Source organism: Paenibacillus apiarius, assembly GCF_017052585.1.
In the GTDB taxonomy this organism is placed as follows: Bacteria; Bacillota; Bacilli; order Paenibacillales; family Paenibacillaceae; genus Paenibacillus_B; species Paenibacillus_B apiarius.
Genome location: NZ_JAFFHZ010000001.1, coordinates 1,977,035 through 1,995,352 on the forward strand (window position 1 = coordinate 1,977,035; position 18,318 = coordinate 1,995,352).

General features: G+C 49.6%; 12 protein-coding genes. 1 reads left to right on the plus strand and 11 read right to left on the minus strand.

The window, feature by feature from the left end; translation table 11 throughout:
* Positions 1–55 precede the first annotated feature (55 nt).
* The 11 genes from JSQ80_RS09085 to JSQ80_RS09135 form a co-directional block, all read right to left on the minus strand.
* Positions 56–1,546 carry an ABC transporter substrate-binding protein gene (locus JSQ80_RS09085; protein ID WP_206095072.1) on the minus strand — a complete coding sequence of 497 codons (1,491 nt, stop codon included), beginning with the start codon at positions 1,544–1,546 and terminating at the stop codon, positions 56–58.
* A 113-nt stretch (positions 1,547–1,659) separates the two neighbouring features.
* Positions 1,660–2,583, minus strand: a complete 924-nt coding sequence (locus tag JSQ80_RS09090; protein ID WP_026011015.1) for a carbohydrate ABC transporter permease — start codon at positions 2,581–2,583, stop codon at positions 1,660–1,662.
* Positions 2,584–2,594: 11 nt separating this feature from the next.
* A complete protein-coding gene (locus tag JSQ80_RS09095) occupies positions 2,595–3,533 on the minus strand; it encodes an ABC transporter permease (protein ID WP_087433905.1) in 939 nt (312 codons plus the stop codon).
* A gap of 171 nt (positions 3,534–3,704) precedes the next feature.
* A complete protein-coding gene (locus JSQ80_RS09100) occupies positions 3,705–5,267 on the minus strand; it encodes a response regulator transcription factor (protein ID WP_206095073.1) in 1,563 nt (520 codons plus the stop codon).
* Positions 5,268–5,298: 31 nt separating this feature from the next.
* The gene (locus JSQ80_RS09105) at positions 5,299–7,176 is read right to left on the minus strand and encodes a sensor histidine kinase (protein WP_206095074.1); all 1,878 of its coding nucleotides are present in this window, start codon (positions 7,174–7,176) and stop codon (positions 5,299–5,301) included.
* 517 nt (positions 7,177–7,693) lie between these two features.
* The gene (locus JSQ80_RS09110; RefSeq protein ID WP_206095075.1) at positions 7,694–9,763 is read right to left on the minus strand and encodes a hypothetical protein; all 2,070 of its coding nucleotides are present in this window, start codon (positions 9,761–9,763) and stop codon (positions 7,694–7,696) included.
* Positions 9,764–9,778: 15 nt separating this feature from the next.
* Entirely contained in the window at positions 9,779–11,041 is a 1,263-nt protein-coding gene (locus tag JSQ80_RS09115) for an efflux RND transporter periplasmic adaptor subunit (RefSeq protein ID WP_206095076.1), read from the minus strand.
* Between the two features lie 3 nt (positions 11,042–11,044).
* The gene (locus tag JSQ80_RS09120; RefSeq protein WP_206095077.1) at positions 11,045–14,146 is read right to left on the minus strand and encodes an efflux RND transporter permease subunit; all 3,102 of its coding nucleotides are present in this window, start codon (positions 14,144–14,146) and stop codon (positions 11,045–11,047) included.
* A 224-nt stretch (positions 14,147–14,370) separates the two neighbouring features.
* Entirely contained in the window at positions 14,371–15,732 is a 1,362-nt protein-coding gene (locus JSQ80_RS09125) for a sensor histidine kinase (protein WP_087433900.1), read from the minus strand.
* The gene (locus tag JSQ80_RS09130) at positions 15,725–16,411 is read right to left on the minus strand and encodes a response regulator transcription factor (RefSeq protein ID WP_087433899.1); all 687 of its coding nucleotides are present in this window, start codon (positions 16,409–16,411) and stop codon (positions 15,725–15,727) included. The genes JSQ80_RS09125 and JSQ80_RS09130 overlap by 8 nt, the downstream gene beginning before the upstream one ends.
* Before the next feature lie 139 nt (positions 16,412–16,550).
* Positions 16,551–16,967, minus strand: coding sequence for an OsmC family protein (locus tag JSQ80_RS09135; protein WP_206095078.1), 417 nt, complete (start codon positions 16,965–16,967; stop codon positions 16,551–16,553).
* A 322-nt stretch (positions 16,968–17,289) separates the two neighbouring features.
* On the opposite strand from JSQ80_RS09135, the gene JSQ80_RS09140 reads away from it, so the two are divergent.
* Positions 17,290–18,168: an NlpC/P60 family protein gene (locus JSQ80_RS09140; RefSeq protein ID WP_206095079.1), complete on the plus strand. Its 879-nt coding sequence runs from the start codon at positions 17,290–17,292 to the stop codon at positions 18,166–18,168.
* Positions 18,169–18,318: the final 150 nt, after the last annotated feature.

The window sequence follows — 18,318 nt, forward strand, 5'->3', positions numbered from 1 at the left end:
TTGTCAAATCTGCTGCAAGGCGAGATGCTGCTGCCTCATTATGAATTGCTGTTCTTTACTTTTTGGATGCTTTCCACTCATCCAATTGTTTCTGCATTTCCGCTTGAACTTTGTCAAGGCCGGCTTGCTTGAATTTCTCAATTGCTTTCGGAACATAGACTTTCGGGTCTACTGTTCCTGTGTACAAGGAAGCGTAGAACTCTTCTTTTACGTTCTGCAAAGCGGCAACTTCCGTTTTTACATTGTCTCCGTTGAAGTGGAATCCAAGCAATGGCGCATTTTTAGCGGAATTGTTGAACTCTGCGAATTGCTCCCATTTGTCTTTAGGGTCAGTAGGCAGCTTATCCAAGATGAAGAAGTTGCCTAATGTAAAGGACGGCATATCGTAACCCTCTGTTTTCGCAGGCAAGTATTCGATTGTTTCGGCGTCAATGCGTTTGTAGTGAACGCCTTCGATACCGTTGTTAACCAGGTTGCGCAAGTATTTGTCAGAGTTCAACAGGTTCAAGAATTCCATTGCTTTCTCTGGGTATTGAGAATTAGCGGAAATACCGTGCATGGAACCCATTACGGACCAGTTGTATACATAAGGCTCTGTGTAAGGCGTGGAGACGACTTCATAGCCCAATGTTTGGGACCAGAGGTTGTCTGCGAACGGTTGTGTATCCGGCATGTCAACAAGCCATTTGCCCGTTTTCATTTCGTCGCCGTTTTGAGCCGTTGCCGCGTCTTTTTTCAGATAGCCTTTTTTGTAGTACTCATGCATTTTTTCGAAATTTTTCATCATATCCGGTTGTTCCAGCACGTTAACCAGTTTCAGGTCAGTCGTATCTGTCAAAGCTACGCCAAGCGGCAAGTTTTCAGATACCAAGTCGTAAGGAACGCCGAATTTAAATTGCTTGTCAGCGGAGATTGGATACAATCCCGGTTCGCCTTCTTTCACTTTTGCAAGCAATGGCTCCAGATCGTCCAATGTTTTTACACTCGTGATATCAAGGTTGTACTTGTCAACGAATTCCTTGTTGAAGCGGAATACTTTTTGTGCAGGCAATTCTTTGTTGACCGGAATCGCATACGTTTTGCCGTCGATTTTTGCTCCTTCCAAGAAAGATGGATGAACGTTCTTCTTAATGTCCTGGCCATATTTCTCAAGCAGGTCATCCAGTTCATAAAAAGCGCCTTTTTTCGCGTTCGCAACATAATCAAATGCCCAGGAGCAAGTGAAAGCGATGTCATAAGGTTCGCCAGAAGCGGCAATTACACCCATCTTTTGGTTATAATCGCCCCAGTCGAACATTTTCATTTTTACAGTAACGCCGATTTTCTCAGCAGTGTACTCGTTTACTTTCTCCATAACCTTGTCAACGTCTTTTTGCGGTGTGCCAATTGTGTACCAGATCAGTTCAACCGGCTTTTCGTTCTTCGCTGCTTCACCTGTGCCGCCGGCAGCTTCTTCTTTCTTGCTGCTGCCGCAACCAGCCAGTGCCAAGGACGCGACCAACATGAGGCAGAACGTCATCAGCAACATTTTTTTTGCCTTAGCCATTTTGTTTCCTCCCCTTTTGTACCACACATAATTGTGTATATTATTTCCGAAATGGCGGCAACCATTCGAGACGGAAGCCGCCTTCCGGGAATAATCAAGATGGTAAGAACGTGTTACTCTTTAACGGCACCAATCGTTAACCCTTGTACGAAGTAGCGTTGGAAGAACGGATACGCACAAGCAATCGGTACGGTAGCCAATACGACGAGCGCCATGCGCGTCGCTTCTTGCGGCAACGAGCGGAGCAATTCAAGCGATTGACCCGAAGAGCTTAGCTGCGCGTTGCTGAGCAGGAACTGCATGCTGTTCTCGATCCGCATCAGCATCGACTGCAGCGGAACAAGTGCCGGATTGTCAATGTAGAGCAAGGCGTTGAACCAGTCGTTCCAGAAGCCGAGTGTCGCGAACAGCCCGATCGTGGCGATCCCCGGCAAGGAAATCGGAAGCACGATTTTGAAGAACGCCCGCAGCTCGCCGGCTCCGTCTATTTTCGCGGATTCAATAATGGCATCCGGAACAGTCGTGCTATAGAACGTCCGCATGATGAGCACATAGAACGCGTTCATGACGAGCGGAAGAATCAATGCCCAAATGGAATCCTTTAAGCCCAATACTTGCGTAACCACCATATATGTCGGTACGAGACCGCCGTTGAACAACATCGTAAAAAATGCGATGAAGGAGAAAAATCCCCGATACGTAAAGTTTTTGCGTGAGATCGCATAGGCGTACAATGCAATCATGGCCAAGCTGACAACCGTTCCGAGAATCGTAATAAATATCGTTACTCCGTAGGAACGAAGCAATTGATCCCCTGCTTTGAAGATATATTCGTAAGCTGAGAAGCTCCATTTATCCGGGAATATGCTATACCCTTTTGTCGCCAGCGATGATTCGTCTGTCAACGAGATGACAATAACGAACAGGAACGGATACACACATAGGAAAGCAAAACCACCGGCAATAATGTTGAACAGGATATTCATGCCTTTCGGTAAATCATGAACGTCCCGATGTTTTTTCTTACGCAATGTCATTCCCCCCTATCCTAGAACAGCGCATTTTCTTTGTTGAATTTTCGTACAATCCAGTTCGAGGTCATGACGAGAATGAAACCGACGATCGATTGATACAGACCCGCAGCCGTACTCATCGAAATTTCGCCTGTCGCCTTCAGACCACGGTATACGTAAGTGTCGATAACGTTCGTAACCCCGTACAACGGACCCGAATCGCGCGGAATTTGATAGAACAGACCGAAGTCAGCATAGAAAATCCGGCCAACCGCAAGCAAAGTCAAGATAGTGATAAGCGGCGTAATCGATGGAATCGTAATGTGGCGGATTTGCTGCCATTTGCTTGCTCCGTCAATCATCGCGGCTTCATAATACGTCTTGTCGATACCTACAATAGCCGCCAAGTACACGACGCTGGAATAACCGATCCCTTTCCATAGGTTCAAAAACACCAAAATGTAAGGCCAGTACGTCGTCTCTGAATACCAAGATAACGGTTCTTTACCCATCCAAGCCAGGAATTGGTTCATAACCCCTTTGTCCACGCTCAGGAAGCTGAACGTAAAGTATCCGACGATAACCCAAGATAAGAAGTGAGGCAGGAACATCCCTGTTTGATATACTTTGGCCAATCGTTTGTTAACGATTTCACTCAAAATAATGGCCATCGCCACGGCACATACGAGCCCGAGCACGATAAACACCAAGTTGTACAAAATCGTATTTCGTGTAATGACATAGGCGTCATTCGTACTAAAGAGATATTCGAAATTTTTAAATCCTACCCATTCGCTCTGCTGCAAGCTGGCAAGGAAACCTTCTCTGCTAAAACGATAGTCCTTGAAAGCGATCACAGTTCCGAACATCGGCAGGTAGGAGAAGAACAAAAACCACAAGGCTCCTGGCAGAACCATGAGAAGAAAGATCCGATTGCGGTTTAGGTTCGATAAGGCATTCTTGATGAATTGCATCCGATCATCCCCCGTTGCTTATGTTGTACATTTAGCGTAACCCAATTAATACGTTTTCAACAGTAAACAAACTTTAGATTTGGTGTACAAAATAAAGAAAGGGCTTTCACGCCGGAACTATTGCGCCGTTCCGATGTGGATGCCCTTTCCTGTTATGGTTTTCATCCCAATTCAGTCTGTCTTCCAGTGGATTTCACGGTATTCTTTAGGAGAAATGCCCACATACTTTTTAAATTGTTTGTAAAAGTAACTTTTGTCCCAATATCCGACTTTCGCCGCAATATCAGTCATGCGAAAGTTCGTTTCGACCAACATTTCTTTCGCTTTTTTAATCCTTGTCTTATTCAAATAATCGGAGAAGGTGGATTGCACTTCTTTTTGGAACAATTGACCTAGGTAGACCGGATTAATGTTATAAATCTGGCTTAGTGTCTTCAGTGACAATTCCTCCGCGTAGCGGTCATGAATGTCATTCAGCACCTGCTTCACGACCGGACTCATATCTTCCGGTTCAGCCAGCCGCTCAATCATGCGTCTGGCCACCTGCATGACATGCTCCTTCAATGCGTCCAGCGTCTGAATATGATACACGTCATCGAACCAATCCTGCTCATCATCCAGCTGCAGAATGGCAGAATCCTTCATCGATTGCTTCCATGCAATAAGGAGCTCGACCGCAAAATTGCGAATGTCGCGCGGGGCCGCCCCTTCCGTCACGGATAACTGATCGAAATCCTGCTGCAGCTGCGCGGCGATTCCCTGCCGATCACGAGCATACAATAACTTCACATAGGGTTCCGTCTCCGGTTGAACGGCAGCCGGGCGCGACGAGCGGTAGCTTGCGATCTCATCGCAATCGACGACATCGTCATCGAGCCGGACGAGATGATACGGCTGCACCTGCTTCGCGTGTGCGAAGCTCAGCGACGCATTGGAGTATCCGTCCTGCACGCTGCCGATCGTCACTTGCAGCGGTGTCATCAATCTGTGCTCCGCTTCCTTTTTCCACTGGCGCAGCTTCTCCACAATCGCCTGCTTGTCTGCAGGCTGGCACAGGCCGAATACAATGGCTGTCTCGCCATCCCACTCCCGGACACAGAAGCCTCCAGAGAGCGAAGCGAGAAGCTCCTTGGCCTCCTTGGCAACCGCATCCTGCTTCGCATAGTCCAATTCGTTGTCCATGTGAACCTCGGGCCGAACCAATACGACCATATAGCATGGGTGCTTGAACTGAATATCCAGCATATCGGCACGCTGCTGCAGTTCTTCCAAATGAATATGATCGCGCAGCCAGCGGTACAGCACATTATCACGCAAAATGTCGCGGTTATGCTGTTCAGCCATATGGTGCATACGGGATTGGTCTAATTTTTGCACTGTATTTTCCAAGGTCGATCGAAACTCTTCAATATTAATTGGCTTGAGCAGATAATTCTCTACTCCCAGCTTGATGCCTTCCTTTACATATACAAATTCGTTATAGCCGCTTAGTATGATAAATCTGGTGTGCGGATGAACCTGTTTTACTTTTTGTATCAATTGAAGTCCGGTCATCTTCGGCATCATAATGTCGGTAACGACCAAATCGACGGGCTGATCCTTCAAGATGTCCCATGCAGCTTCACCATTTTCAGCTTGACCGACAATGCGAAGCCCGTAATCGTTCCATTCTAAAATCGATTGCAAACCATCAATAATAAACGGTTCATCGTCGACTAAGAACACATCATACATCGTTTTATCCCCCCAACCCTAGTCCACTCCATTACTTAAGCGGCACGCGAATGGTAACTATCGTGCCTAGGTTCAATACGCTGTCAATGGTCAAACCATAAGATTCGCCATACAAGATTCTGAGACGTTCCTGTATATTTTTCAAGCCGAGCGACCCATGATCCTGTATCTGGGCTTCGTTCAATTCTTGCTGAATTTGCTTGAGACGTTCCGGTTCGATTCCCTTTCCGTTATCGGAGATGCGGATGACGAGTTTCCCTTCCGACTGCATCACTTCAATTAAAATGTGATTGTCGGTCCGCTCGAGGCCAATGCCGTGCACCAAATAATTTTCGATAATCGGCTGCACCGACAGTTTCATAATATTATAACCGCCCAGTCTTTCGTCCATATTGATCGTGTACTGCAGTTTATCCCGGTACCGAATCCGGGTCAATTCCAAGTATCTGCGGCAGTTCTCGATTTCTTCATTGACGGTAATGACGGTTTTATCTTTAACCATATGCCTGAACATCGAAGCAAGGCTGTAGATCATCTCTCCCACATCATGCACGCCTTGCGAGATGGCGCGCATCCGGATCACTTCCAATGTATTGAATAAAAAATGAGGCTTAATCTGGGCTTGCAGCGCGATGAGCTCCGCATGCTTCTGCTTCAATTCCGATTTATAAAAGCGGTTGATATATTGCTTCAAATCTTCACACATCTTATTGAAGCTTTCTGAAATCAGTCCCAGCTCGTCTTCTCTATCTACAGGCAGACGCGCATTCAAATTGCCGTCCTGCACTTTCTTCATCGCCTTGACAATCGTCTGCGTGCGGCGGGATAGATGGAGCACCGAAAAATAAGTCAGCATCAATACGGTGACGATGCATAGAACGGTAACGATGCCAATCGTATTTCTGATTCCGGATAAATGATCCGTAATCGCAGCTTGCGGCAAAGCCCCCACTACCGTTAACCCAAGCTTGTTCGTCTTGGATACGATGACGTAGGATTTTTGACCTTCCAGATCAACCGCTTGCGACTTATTGCGGTCTACAGAAGCCAGCTTCTCATAGTTCGGCCATACTTGCCCATCATAGGCCGCCTCGGCGGGATACACGATCTCGCCTTTCTGATTCAGGACAAGCCATTGCTCTCCTTTAATGGAAGAACCGATCTGGCGCGCAATCCCTTTGGCATTGAAATCTATCGATATATGGCCAGCCGTCAGCAACGTTTCCGGACTGCTGATGCGGGTCGTCACCGTGAATAACGACATATCCCGCGATCCGTCCATATCTTTCGCCGGCTCCTGACCGCGATTGCCCTGTGTGGATTCCGTTCCCTCCTGCTTCGCCTTTTTACTCATATAGGAAGGATTCTGAAAACCGTAGCGCTCGCGCCGCCACTGTTCATTCAATCCGGGATCCTTGCTCCAATCGTACATCTTGCCGCTTAACGCCTGCGCGCTGTACATCAGGGCAAACTGCTTCGCGGGGCTGATCAAGCTAATGTTCTGCAAGTCGGGATCCTTCCAAAATTGCAGGACATAAAAATCCTGTAAATTGCGGGTAAAAAACACGTTGCTCGAACTATACGTATCGAGGCGGTAACGAATGTATTGCTCGTATCCTTGCTCAAGCAAATAAACCGTATCGCGTATGAGCATATTATCCTGGAACATCTGCTGGGTTATCGCCTGCGCCATATCGTACTTCTGATCCAGAAAGCGATTCATGTTGTCCACGGTACGCTGCTGCTCCAGCAGAGCGGTATTAATATCATTGCGCGCAAAGTACTGATAGGCAAATACGGATACGGTAAGCAAAGAAGCGACCGCGATAAAGGAGTAGACGGCAATCAATTTATTGAACAGCTTTTTCTTAAAGTGTTTTTGATAAATTTGTTTGAACGCTTTGAACATGATGGCGCTTACCTCCATCTTAAAGTTAACGAAAATGTTTCCAAGGGAAACATATCTATTAGGTTTTCTGCAGACTTGGGCTTATTCTTCATTCTTCTTATTTACTTTATCAAACGTTTGCATGGAGAAGGAGAACCAAATGGTGCCAGACCCAAATTTTCAAATCGAAAATGTGCCACTCGTTTACTAGACTGGACTATACACCTATAATATCATAATCAATATATTAAATATTAATTATTTCTTTCTGAAGAGGAAGCCAGTTCTGGCCGGTGTGCGACTTGACAGAAATTGCGCAAGCAAGGTGATGCGCGCCAGGACGAATTCGCCTGTACGCTCAAGCCGTATGAGCACAGAGATAACAAAAAACAGCAGCCCGTACCGGCAATCGGTATAGGCTGCTGTTTTGGTATGCACTTGGTCCCGTCCGCTATCTTTTTTAAAGGAGAAAGCCGATAACGGGCCGGGTCCCTCTGCCCCATTCGTGCGCTATTGCTTCACTGCCATCTGCGATGCATCAATTCCGAACGACTCTGCCCAAGAAGCGTTTCACCGGCCCGTAAGGCGTATCAAGCATTTCATAGAAGTTGACGATGACCGGATATCTTACCGTTATCATATCAATATTCTCGAAAATGATGTTCTGCTCTCCCTCAGCCAGACGAGGCTCCTCGACGAGCGAGAACAGCTTCGATCCGAGCATGCGCCCGCCATGATCCGTCAGCTCCAGCTTTATTTTGGACAAGCTCGGATCGGCCATTACCTGTTGAGCACGTTCGATATTGAGCTTCAGCTTCAATCCGTATGACGTCGATTCCATTATCGAATTTCCGTCCCGAAGCCATTTGCCCTCCCAATCGTTGATCTTCAAGCGGAACGGGTACATGTCGAACAACAAGTCGCCTGTATAATCAGGACTCGTCTTGAAGCGAAACGTATCAACAACGAATGGATATTCCTTCTCTTCACGGTTGTCAACGATATGCAGCAACAACTCTTGCTCCTTCCCCCCATCCGGCAGAACGAACAGATGCGATTCGACTACGGCCGCATTCGGGATGAGCGACTTCTTGTCTGTCTTCGATCCGATACGTTCTCCGCCGAATCGGGCTCCGTCCTTATTCTCCAATTCAGCATGGAACGATGGCAGCACCACGGCGGATCCGCTCTTGTTTTCAAGCTTGAAGCGAAGCAGCAAGGCCTTGAAGCCCGCCTCCTTGTTCTCGAGCATCGTTTCCTCTTCGATCGATACGTTCAAGCCTTCTGGGAATAAATCGACCCCGGCTCCGAACTTCATCGGCTCCCGCAGCTTGTAGTCAGTCGGTGTCACTTGGCTTGACGCTTGCTTCGGAATGTTAATAAAGAGACGCCCCACTTGATACGTGACCGCTTGCGACGCATCGGCCGCTCCCGGCGGCTGGAACGATTCAGGCGTCATCAACTGCAAGCCGGTCAGCTCCGTCCGCGGTCCCGTCTCGACCGCAAACCGGAGGGTCGTGCCTTCCCCCGGCATGAGCGATTCGGGAACCTTGCCCAGCTTCTTGCTGTAATAGAGGACGTTGTTAGACCAAGCAGTCAGCTTAAAGTCCGGCACGCTTTCCCGTATGTTGTTCCGGTTCTCTACGCGGAACGTGACGACATGGACGGACTCCAGCTTTTCTTTGCCGCGTTCCGCCGCCTGCTCCGGCTTGCCCGAGCTCTTGACGATGCTTATCGGCGTGTAGACAAGCATCGACGCATCAGACAATGCTCTGAGTTGGAAAGGCTGGCCCCAGTCCTTAATCATCCGGGGATCGGTTATCGGCGTGTAGTCGTTCTCCCATGCCTGCTGCGGCATATGCATTGTAGCGACGGCCGTTTCCTTTTTCGGATACACTTCACGGTTGACTTCCTTCCATATGAAGCGGATTGGAGCGGCCGTTTCCTCAGCCACCACATGGCTCATCCAACGCCATTCGGCGACTTCGCCCTGCGACATTACGCGCACATTGTTCGAGCTGGGCTCCATGGCATACTCCGCCCTATTGTCCATCTGCACGAACAGCTCATAGTTAGGCAGGCGAAGCCGTTTGCCCGAATCGTTCTTTAGCTTGATAACAGCGGCAACCTGCCGTCCCTCAGTCGTATCGCTGTTAATGACATCGGCCAATTCGATGTTCAATCCGAATTTGGCCTTCATGTATTCCGTTGCATCCGGCACCAACGTTTGTATTGGCTTGGGCGGATTGGCGGTATTTGCGCCGCTTTTTTCATTAGTTGCATTAACATTGTTGGCGGCGTTAGCGTTAGCTTTATTAGCTGCATTAACTTTGTGCTTGGAATTAGCTTTATTAACCGCATTAACCTTTTTAACGTTATTTCCTTTGTTGACTGCAATGGTTTTGTCAGCGTTGCTAATCTTATTGGCATCATGGAGCGAGTTTACCTGACTGACTTGCATAGCCTCATCAGGCTGCAAAGCTGGCTTAACGGAATAGGCTGTCACTCGCCCGTCATCCATAGGCTGGCGCGCATGGACTGGAATCGTGCCGGCGTAGATTCCAAGCAGCACAGCAACTGCCGTCACTTGAATCATTTTTTTATTCATTGATCGCCATCTCCTTTACTGCGCAAGCCGCACCTGCTGCTTATCCTGCAGTTGATGCTGGCCTGATACTATGATGGATTCTCCTTCCCGCAATCCGTCCGTCACCGCATATAGAGCTTCCTCCAACGGCCCCAGTCTGACAGGACGCTTCACTGCGGCACCGTCTTTATATATAAAGACGAATGTTGCTCCCTCGTCGCGCACGACTGCGTTCGCCGGCACGACAGGAACCTCGCGCTCTTTCTCTCCCGCCAGGCTTAGCTGAACCTTCATTCCCGGCTTCAGTTCAAGCTTGGAATTATCCGCCTTCAGCTCGATGGCATATGTTCGCGTATCCATATCCATGACGGATGACAAATAGGTGATTGTTCCCTTAAAGATTTTCTCCCGGCTGCCGGATACATAAAAATCCAACGTCTTTTTACCGTGCACGAGCGGGAGCATATCTTCGGCCAGCTTCGCCTGAACACGCACCGTGCGGATGTTGGCGACGCGGCCTAGCTTCGTCCCGGGAGCCACATTCATCCCGGAGAGGGCTTCCCATTCCGTCAATATGCCATCGGCAGGCGATTTTATTTCCGCTTCTTCCAGCGCGAGATTCGCCTCTTTCAACTGATACTGCGCCGCCGCAATTTGATCTTCCGCTGTCACTTCGGACTGAACGCTCTCCGCTGTATCCAGCTTTATTTTCAGCACTTGCAAATCAAGGTTGGTATTTTTAAGCTGCACCTCCGCCTGTTCGACGGCCGTTTTTTCCACCGTGCCTTCGTCATATCCGTTTTTCAGCTTGTTCAGCGCCTTCGTCTGTTCCTCGACTTGGGCTTCCAGCTTCGTGATCGACAAGCGCGCTTCAGCCATGTCCGCGCGCTTGGTCTCCCGTGATGACGCAAGCAGCTTCTGGGCGCTCTGCAACGCTTGTTCCGCCCGCTGCTTCTGCGACTCAATGCGGGCTACATCCGTGCGGGCTATCACTTCCCCGCGTCTGACCTGCTCCCCGCGCCGCTTCTGTACCGACACGACATCGCCCCCTCCCTTCGCGACGATATCCATCATGATCGATGGAGCAATATCGGCTACAACCTCCGCTGGAGCTCCCATCGGCTGCTTAGCCACGGCCGCCGTCTTGACCTCGGGAATGGCTGTCTGCTGCCCGCTCTCGGCTCCCGGCTCAGTGGCCTGGTCTGGCTGAGAGCATCCGGCGGCGACAACAACCGTTCCCGCGAGTATCGCCAGGAGAAGCGCTCTTTTGATGCGGCTGCTTCTATAGGTTTGATTCATGAGTTATATCCCCTTTCCTGCGGCATGCGGCGCCGCATCGTTCCCCGGTTGTCCGGAAACGCGCTTGCCGCTTCGCTGCCGCCGGGCAATGATATCGTAAATGATCGGAACGACGACGAGCGTTAAGAGCGTAGATACGGTCAGACCGCCGATAACGACAACCGCCAACCCCCGCGAAATGAGCGTTCCGTGGCCGAACCCGAATGCAAGCGGCAGCAACGCCATAATCGTGGCGCCGGCCGTCATGATGATAGGACGCAGACGGGAGAGCCCCGCTTCGATCAATGCCGGACGTACTTCCAATCCCGCTTCGCGCAGCTGTTGCGCCTTATCGATATACACAATGGCATTCGTGACCACGATGCCGATAAGCATCATGAAACCGATGAGCGATGTAATATTGATCGATTCATTGGTTAAAAACAGCCCCAGCACGCCCCCTATAGCCGCAAACGGCAGGGAGAACAAAATCGCGAACGGCGCGCTCGCATTGCCGAACGTCAGCACCATAATCAAGTACACGACGAATACCGCCGCGCCCATTGCCACAAACAGCTGACTGAAGCTCTCGCCGATGTCCGCGCTCACGCCCGTTACTGAACGGCCAACGCCTTCAGGCAGCTCGACGAGATCCAATCCGGCCGCAACCTGGGCGCTGATGCCGCCCTTGTTCTGTCCGGTAATTTTTGCGGTTACGTTGATGACTTGCTTTTGATTGTCCCGCTTAATGGAGGCAGGCGCTTGCACCCGTTTGATATCCGCGATATCCGCAACCGCTATCGTGTCTTGAGTCGGTGTTTTCAGTTGAATAAGGCCAAGGGCATGTAAGCCGTTTTGCAGTCCGCCCTCCGTTTCGACTACGGTAGACAGCAGTCCTTCCTCGTACCGGTATTCGCCAATTTTGTCTTGAAACAGCCACGTTTGCAGCGTGTTCTGCACAACAGCAGGGGTAAGCCCGAATTGATTCGCTTTGCGCGGATCGACATCAATGACGACTTCCGATGCGGCTTCACTCAATGAGTCCTTGAATTCAGACAGCTCAGGGAACTTCTTCATTTCCTGCTTGATGACGGCGGCGGCCTGCCTCAACTGGGCAGCGTCTTCTCCAGACAGAACGTAGGTGAAATCCGGCGACGAGCCGGCATCTCCTGACAGAGTCATCGTATCCAATTCCGACCCTGCCGGAATGAGCTTGGCAAGCTTCGTTTTATATTCCCGCTTTACCTGATCGACATCAGCCTCTTCGTTTACTTCCGTATATATTTGCGCCATATATGGCAGCGCATTCGGATCGCCGCCATAACCGACCAGTGTTTCGATGAAGGTGAACAGAGGGCGATCTTGTCCGTCCCGTGCCGCACGCAGCTCTGCCTCCATTTCTTTCAAGATGAAGTCCGTCGTCTTCAAGGAGCTCTCATAAGGCAGCTTCACCGTGAAGAAGAACTGACGCGGCGGATTGCCTTCCGGCATAAAGGTGAAGGAAAGCTGCGGCACAATAGCCACCATCGTGACGATGAACAGCAGACCCGATATAAGCAGGGTCTTCAAGCGGTGAGCCAAAGACCATTCCAGCAATCGCCGGTAACTGGACGCAAGAGCCGATGGCTTAGACTGATCGTGCCCCTTGACGTCAGCCTGCTTCAGCACGATCAGCTTGGCAAGCATCGGGATAACGGTCAAGGCAACGAGCAGCGATGCCATCAAGGCGCAGGCCAGCGTAATGGCGAAGGGGCGGAACAATTGACCGGCCGGGCCGCTAATCATGCCGATTGGCGCAAATACGCCCACTGTCGTCAACGTGGATGACGTGATGGCATTCGCCACTTCCTTGGTCGCTAAGGCGATGACAGACTCGTCCCTCTCTTCAGCCCGCTGCAGCTTCGAATAAATATTTTCGATGACGACAATGCTATCGTCGACGACGCGGCCAATCGCTATAAACATGCCGCCGAGCGTCATAATATTAAGCGAGATGTCCATCCATTTCATAAGCAGCAGAGCGATAAGCACCGACAGCGGAATAGACACGAGCACGATAAGCGTCATCCGCATATTTTTCAGAAAGACAAGAATCATGAGCGATGCCAGCAAAGCGCCGACAAGCCCTTCGCGCACAAGTCCCCCGATGGATTCTTTGACTTGGTCTGCGTAATTGTATACCTTCTTGAAGGTTACGCCCGCGAGCTCCGACTTCCACTGTTCCATCAGCCGATCCGCCCCGCTGGAGAACTCGACTGCATTCGCGCCGCTTGCCTTATACAGCAAAATGCCGATGGCTGGTTGATCGTCCAGCCTTGCCATGAACTTGGACTCGGTAATCTCGGCGATCCTCCCCAGTTCAGCCAGGTGAACCGTTCCTCCTTGGGCAGTCTGCAAAGGAATATCCTCGAGCTGCTTCACGCTGCTTATTCCGTTGTCCATGCGGGCAAGAAGCGTGTTCCCATCCAGCTCCACCGTTCCTGCAGGACCGGATGCCAGAGCGCTGCGCACCGCTTCCGACACTTGAACCGGCGCAAGCCCGTATGCGCGGAGCCTCTCCGGCGATAGACGGATGCTCAGCGTCGTGCTGCTCGCACCGATAATATCCATATGATCCAAGCCCCTTAACGCTTGAAAGCCTGGCTTGATCGTCTTCTCGAAGTGCTGTTCCAGTTCAGACTGCGTCATGCCTTCGTCCGCATACATGGCCAAATAATAGGAAGGGATCGATGCAACGCCGAGCGTAGATACATGAGGGCGATCCATACCAGCCGGGAGTGAAATTTCCTGAATCAAACTTTCCATATCCGATTTCTTCCGATCCGGATCCACGCCTTCCTCAAATGTCACGAGGATCGAAGCTATTTGGTCGCTGGATGTCGAGGAGATCGACTTCACGCGCTCCATGCCGGATATTTTTTTCTCAATCGGCTTCGTCACCTCCTCCATCACGTCCTGCGGAGGCGCCGCATACCGCGCAGTCACTAAGACAAGCGGGAAGGAAATATCGGGCATGTTATCTATTTTCAAGCCCGTGGACGCATACACCCCTCCTCCGAACAGCATCGCTACGATAATGAGAACCGCAGCCACATTTTTCATTGAAAATCGAATCAACGAATTCATAGTTTTCTCCTTGCCTCCTCCTTTACAGCTTCATGTTCCAAGGTTCCGGCTTAGAACATAACGTATCAAGGAAATATGAACGGAGCATGAACAAAAGAAAATTCTGGAACAAGAAAAAGGCCATAACCGCAGGGAAGCGGTTATAGCCATTGAAAGCATAAATTATATGTTAATATGGAAGAGGCAGCATGGTAACAACTAGTAATGAGACCACGTTTGACTGGCTATCCCTTTATAATCGGCAGGGTCACCGTTACTTTCGTTCCTTGGCCTTTCGCGCTTGCCAACGCAATCGACCCATTGTGCAATGACACGACCTTGTTCACAATCGCCAGGCCGAGGCCGCTTCCGTTCCCATCCCGCCGCCGTGACCGATCCACCTTATAGAACCGTTCGAACACCCGCTTCTGGTCATCTTCAGGTATGCCTATGCCTGTGTCGGAAATGACAACTTCGATTCCTTTAGATTGGCGGGACAACGCTATCGTAATCGTTCCGTTAGCTGGAGTGAATTTCATACTATTACCGATTAGATTCATCCAGACGAGACTTAGCATATCTTCATCTGCAATAATGGCGACTGCTTCGAACCGAAGCTCCATCTGCAATGATTTGGCTTGCCACTGCGGTTCACAAGCAACAATGACTTTGCGCAGCTGCTCGTCTAACGAATAGGCCCTCATATTAACAGGGTGATGTTCTGACTCCAAGGAAGCGAGCTGCAGCAGATTGTCGCTCACACGGGACAAGCGTTCGCTCTCCGTCATAATGATTTGCAGGTACCGTTCACGCTGCTGTTCGGGGACAACGTTATTTTTGAGCGCCTTGGCGAAGCCGAATATAGACGTCAGTGGGGATTGAATCTCATGCGAGACATTCGAGACGAAATCTTGCCTCATTTTCTCCACCTGATTCAACTCTTTGGCCATATAATTGAAGCTGGCCGCCAATTCTCCGATCTCATCCTTTCTCTTCGTGCGCAATTCAGTCGTAAAATCACCCTTTGCCATTCTCCTTGTAGCCGCGGTCATCTTCTTCACCGGAAGGACAATATAACGCGCAGCCACGAGGAAGCACAGGCTTCCCACTGCCAGCACGACGATAAGCACCATGATAATGAAGCGCCCGATGACGTCCGAGCCGCCGAAGGACATCTGCAAAAAAAGCGCCTGCCGTTCTCCGCCAATATCGATAGGGAGTCCAATAATCGGACCGCTATCGTCATTATCCGCAATGATGCGTACTTGCTCGCCCGTCAACACTTGTTTAACCCTATCCGCTTCAACATGGAGCATCTGGCGTCCATTGATGCCGCGCTCCAGCAAAGTCCGGCCTCGACTGTCGAAGAGTTGCATTTGATACGTATCCAAAGAGTGCATCGAGAGTAAATATTGCTGAAATTGAGACAACGGCATACCTGTACGAAGTCGAACCAGATCTTGACCCAGTTTCGATAAATCCTGAAACGCAACCTCCTCCATCTCTTTTTGAAACAACATCCCAGACACAGAAAACGCAGCAAAGATGCCTACAATCAATGCTAGCATAAAAGTGAGCACGACCCGGACATACAGCGTCTTAATCATGGTATACCTCTAAGCGATAGCCAAGACTGCGGGCGGTCACGATGTTGAATGACTCCGCATAGCCGGAAAACCGTTCTCGGAGGCGCTTAATATGTACGTCTACCGTACGATCGTCCCCTTCATAATCCATGCCCCATATTTCTTGAATCAGCTGCTCGCGCGTCAAGATTTGTCCTGGACTGCATGCGAGCTTAAACAGAAGCTCAAATTCTTTCAGCGGCAATGTCATAGTCGAATCGTCTTCCTGCCGGATCACTTTATAACTGCTGCGATCCAACCGCAGCTGGCCGAGCTGGACAACTTGCGAATATACGATCCGATAACGTCGAAGCAGCGCCTTCACCCGCATGACAATCTCCATCGGATCGAACGGCTTCGTTATGTAATCATCGGTGCCGAGCTGGAACCCTTTGATTTTCTGCCCGGGTTCCCCATTCGCAGTAACCATAAGCAAGGGCAAATCAGGGTAGCCGCGGCGCAGCTCGCTGCATAGCTCCCATCCGTCCATACACGGCATCATAATGTCTAAAATGACCAAATCCACCCGATTCGTATCCATTAAATGAATAGCTTCCAATCCGTCCCGCGCTTCAAGCACGTGGAATCCTTCGTTGCGCAAATATAATCCGATGAGCTCGAGAATATGTTCGTCGTCGTCCGCTACCAATATCGTCCTCATCCGCCCTGGTCTCCTTCAACACAATTGGTTCATTTCCGATGCAATATGCTGCCAGATAAGTTCTTTTAGCAGTTCAATTGTATTATATTGCAAGGATTTGATCCATAATTTCCCCTATGCCGAAGCAAACCATATCCGTCTAATCGGCAGGCTCAATCCCGTCTTCTACCAACCTGTCAGCGAAATACAGCTCTATATCGGGGTTCACGGCGCGCAACAGCGTGCACTCTTGCCGGACGGCGCCGAACATCTCTCCTCTTTGATCGGACGTCAAGCCTTCGGCCGTAATATAGAATTTCAGATCCATCAGGTACCCTTCCTCATTCGCCTCATCCTCCACCTCAATCTGCAGAAAGGTCAAGTTCCATCCCTTCTCCTCGGCATAGCTCTCCATTGATATTGCTGCACTTGAAGCGAGAGAGAACAGCCATAGTTCCAAAGAACTAAATCCAGCTTTATCATCGCTGCCTCCGCCTTCATGATTGATCATGACGCTGCGTGAATCGGCATACCCAATTTGTTGCCGCGGTTTCAATCTTTTCACAAGCACATGCATAAATAATGTCTCCTTTTTCATACTCGGCTCGTTTGTTCGCAACTGCTGACATAGCAAGGGTTACAAACAAATTTCCAGTATATTTTTCGACAAATTTCTGGTTTTTTATTACTATCCCTTTCATTCCCAGTATCCGTTCTATGTTCTAGATAACTAAGATTTCGCAACAACCCGGCTCTGTAAAATGAATTGAAGTAATAGTTACATTTTTGTAATAATGATTCTTCGAGACTATTGTCAGCTTTTTAATAATTATGCTAGTCTATTTTTGTCGATTAATTAGTAATCAACTTACATTTTTTACATTGAAGGAGGAGATGCAGTGAAAACCGCATTACGCACTGTCCTGGTGGCAGGCGCAGTATTCGGCTGCATGCTGTGGGCAGATGACGCTCTCGGCGCGACGGTACATGCTGCCGAAGCAAAGCAAGTGACGATTCACGTTAATGGAGAAGCACTGCAATTTACTGATATTATTCCAATTCTTGATGAGAATAAGAACCTTTACGTCCCATTGCGCGGCTTTGCCGATCAAATGGGGTATACGATAAATTGGACTGCAATTAACGAAGATGTTGTTGAGATCGAGTTCTCCAACGGCGGCAAGACCGTTCGGTTCCGCACCGACAGTCCGAAGGCCGAAGTTGACGGACAAACCGTTGATATGGGAAGCAAGCCATGGGCGTATAAAGACAATACATATATCCCACTGCGCTTTTTAATGGAGCAATACAATTTAGCCTTTACGTGGAATTCAGATTATTTAAAGGACATTCCAAGCATTGAGCGCAATGCTCTGGAAAAACCTCAGGCAGCTAAAGCAAAAACAGGCGGCCAGGCTGATCGCATCCTGAACACGGCCAATAGTTACGTCGGCGTGCCCTATGTATGGGGAGGCACTTCGCCTAGCGGCTTCGATTGCTCCGGTTATGTTAATTATGTATATAGCAAGCACGGAATATCCCTGCCGCGCACTTCCCGCGAAATGTATCGTGCCGTGGGCACATCGGTAAGCAGCCTGCAGCCCGGAGATTTGGTCTTTTTTGCGGACGGAGGTAAATCCATAACGCATGTCGGCATCTACATCGGCAACAATCAGTATTTGAATGCTTCATCAGGCAAAGCCCAACGCGTTGTCGTGTCGAGCTTGTCTTCGTCCTGGTCCAGCCGCACCTATGTCGGCGCCAAGCGTGTTCTTTAATCATTATAACCAGGAAGAAACAGGAAACGAAACGACAGTGAAACAACAATTGAATAGCACTTCCAAGCCCGCAACGATAGTATGCGGGTTTTCTTCTGGGTGTGGTATTGTTCAAGGGAGAACAAATATCTCGTGACTGGTTTCTCCGGA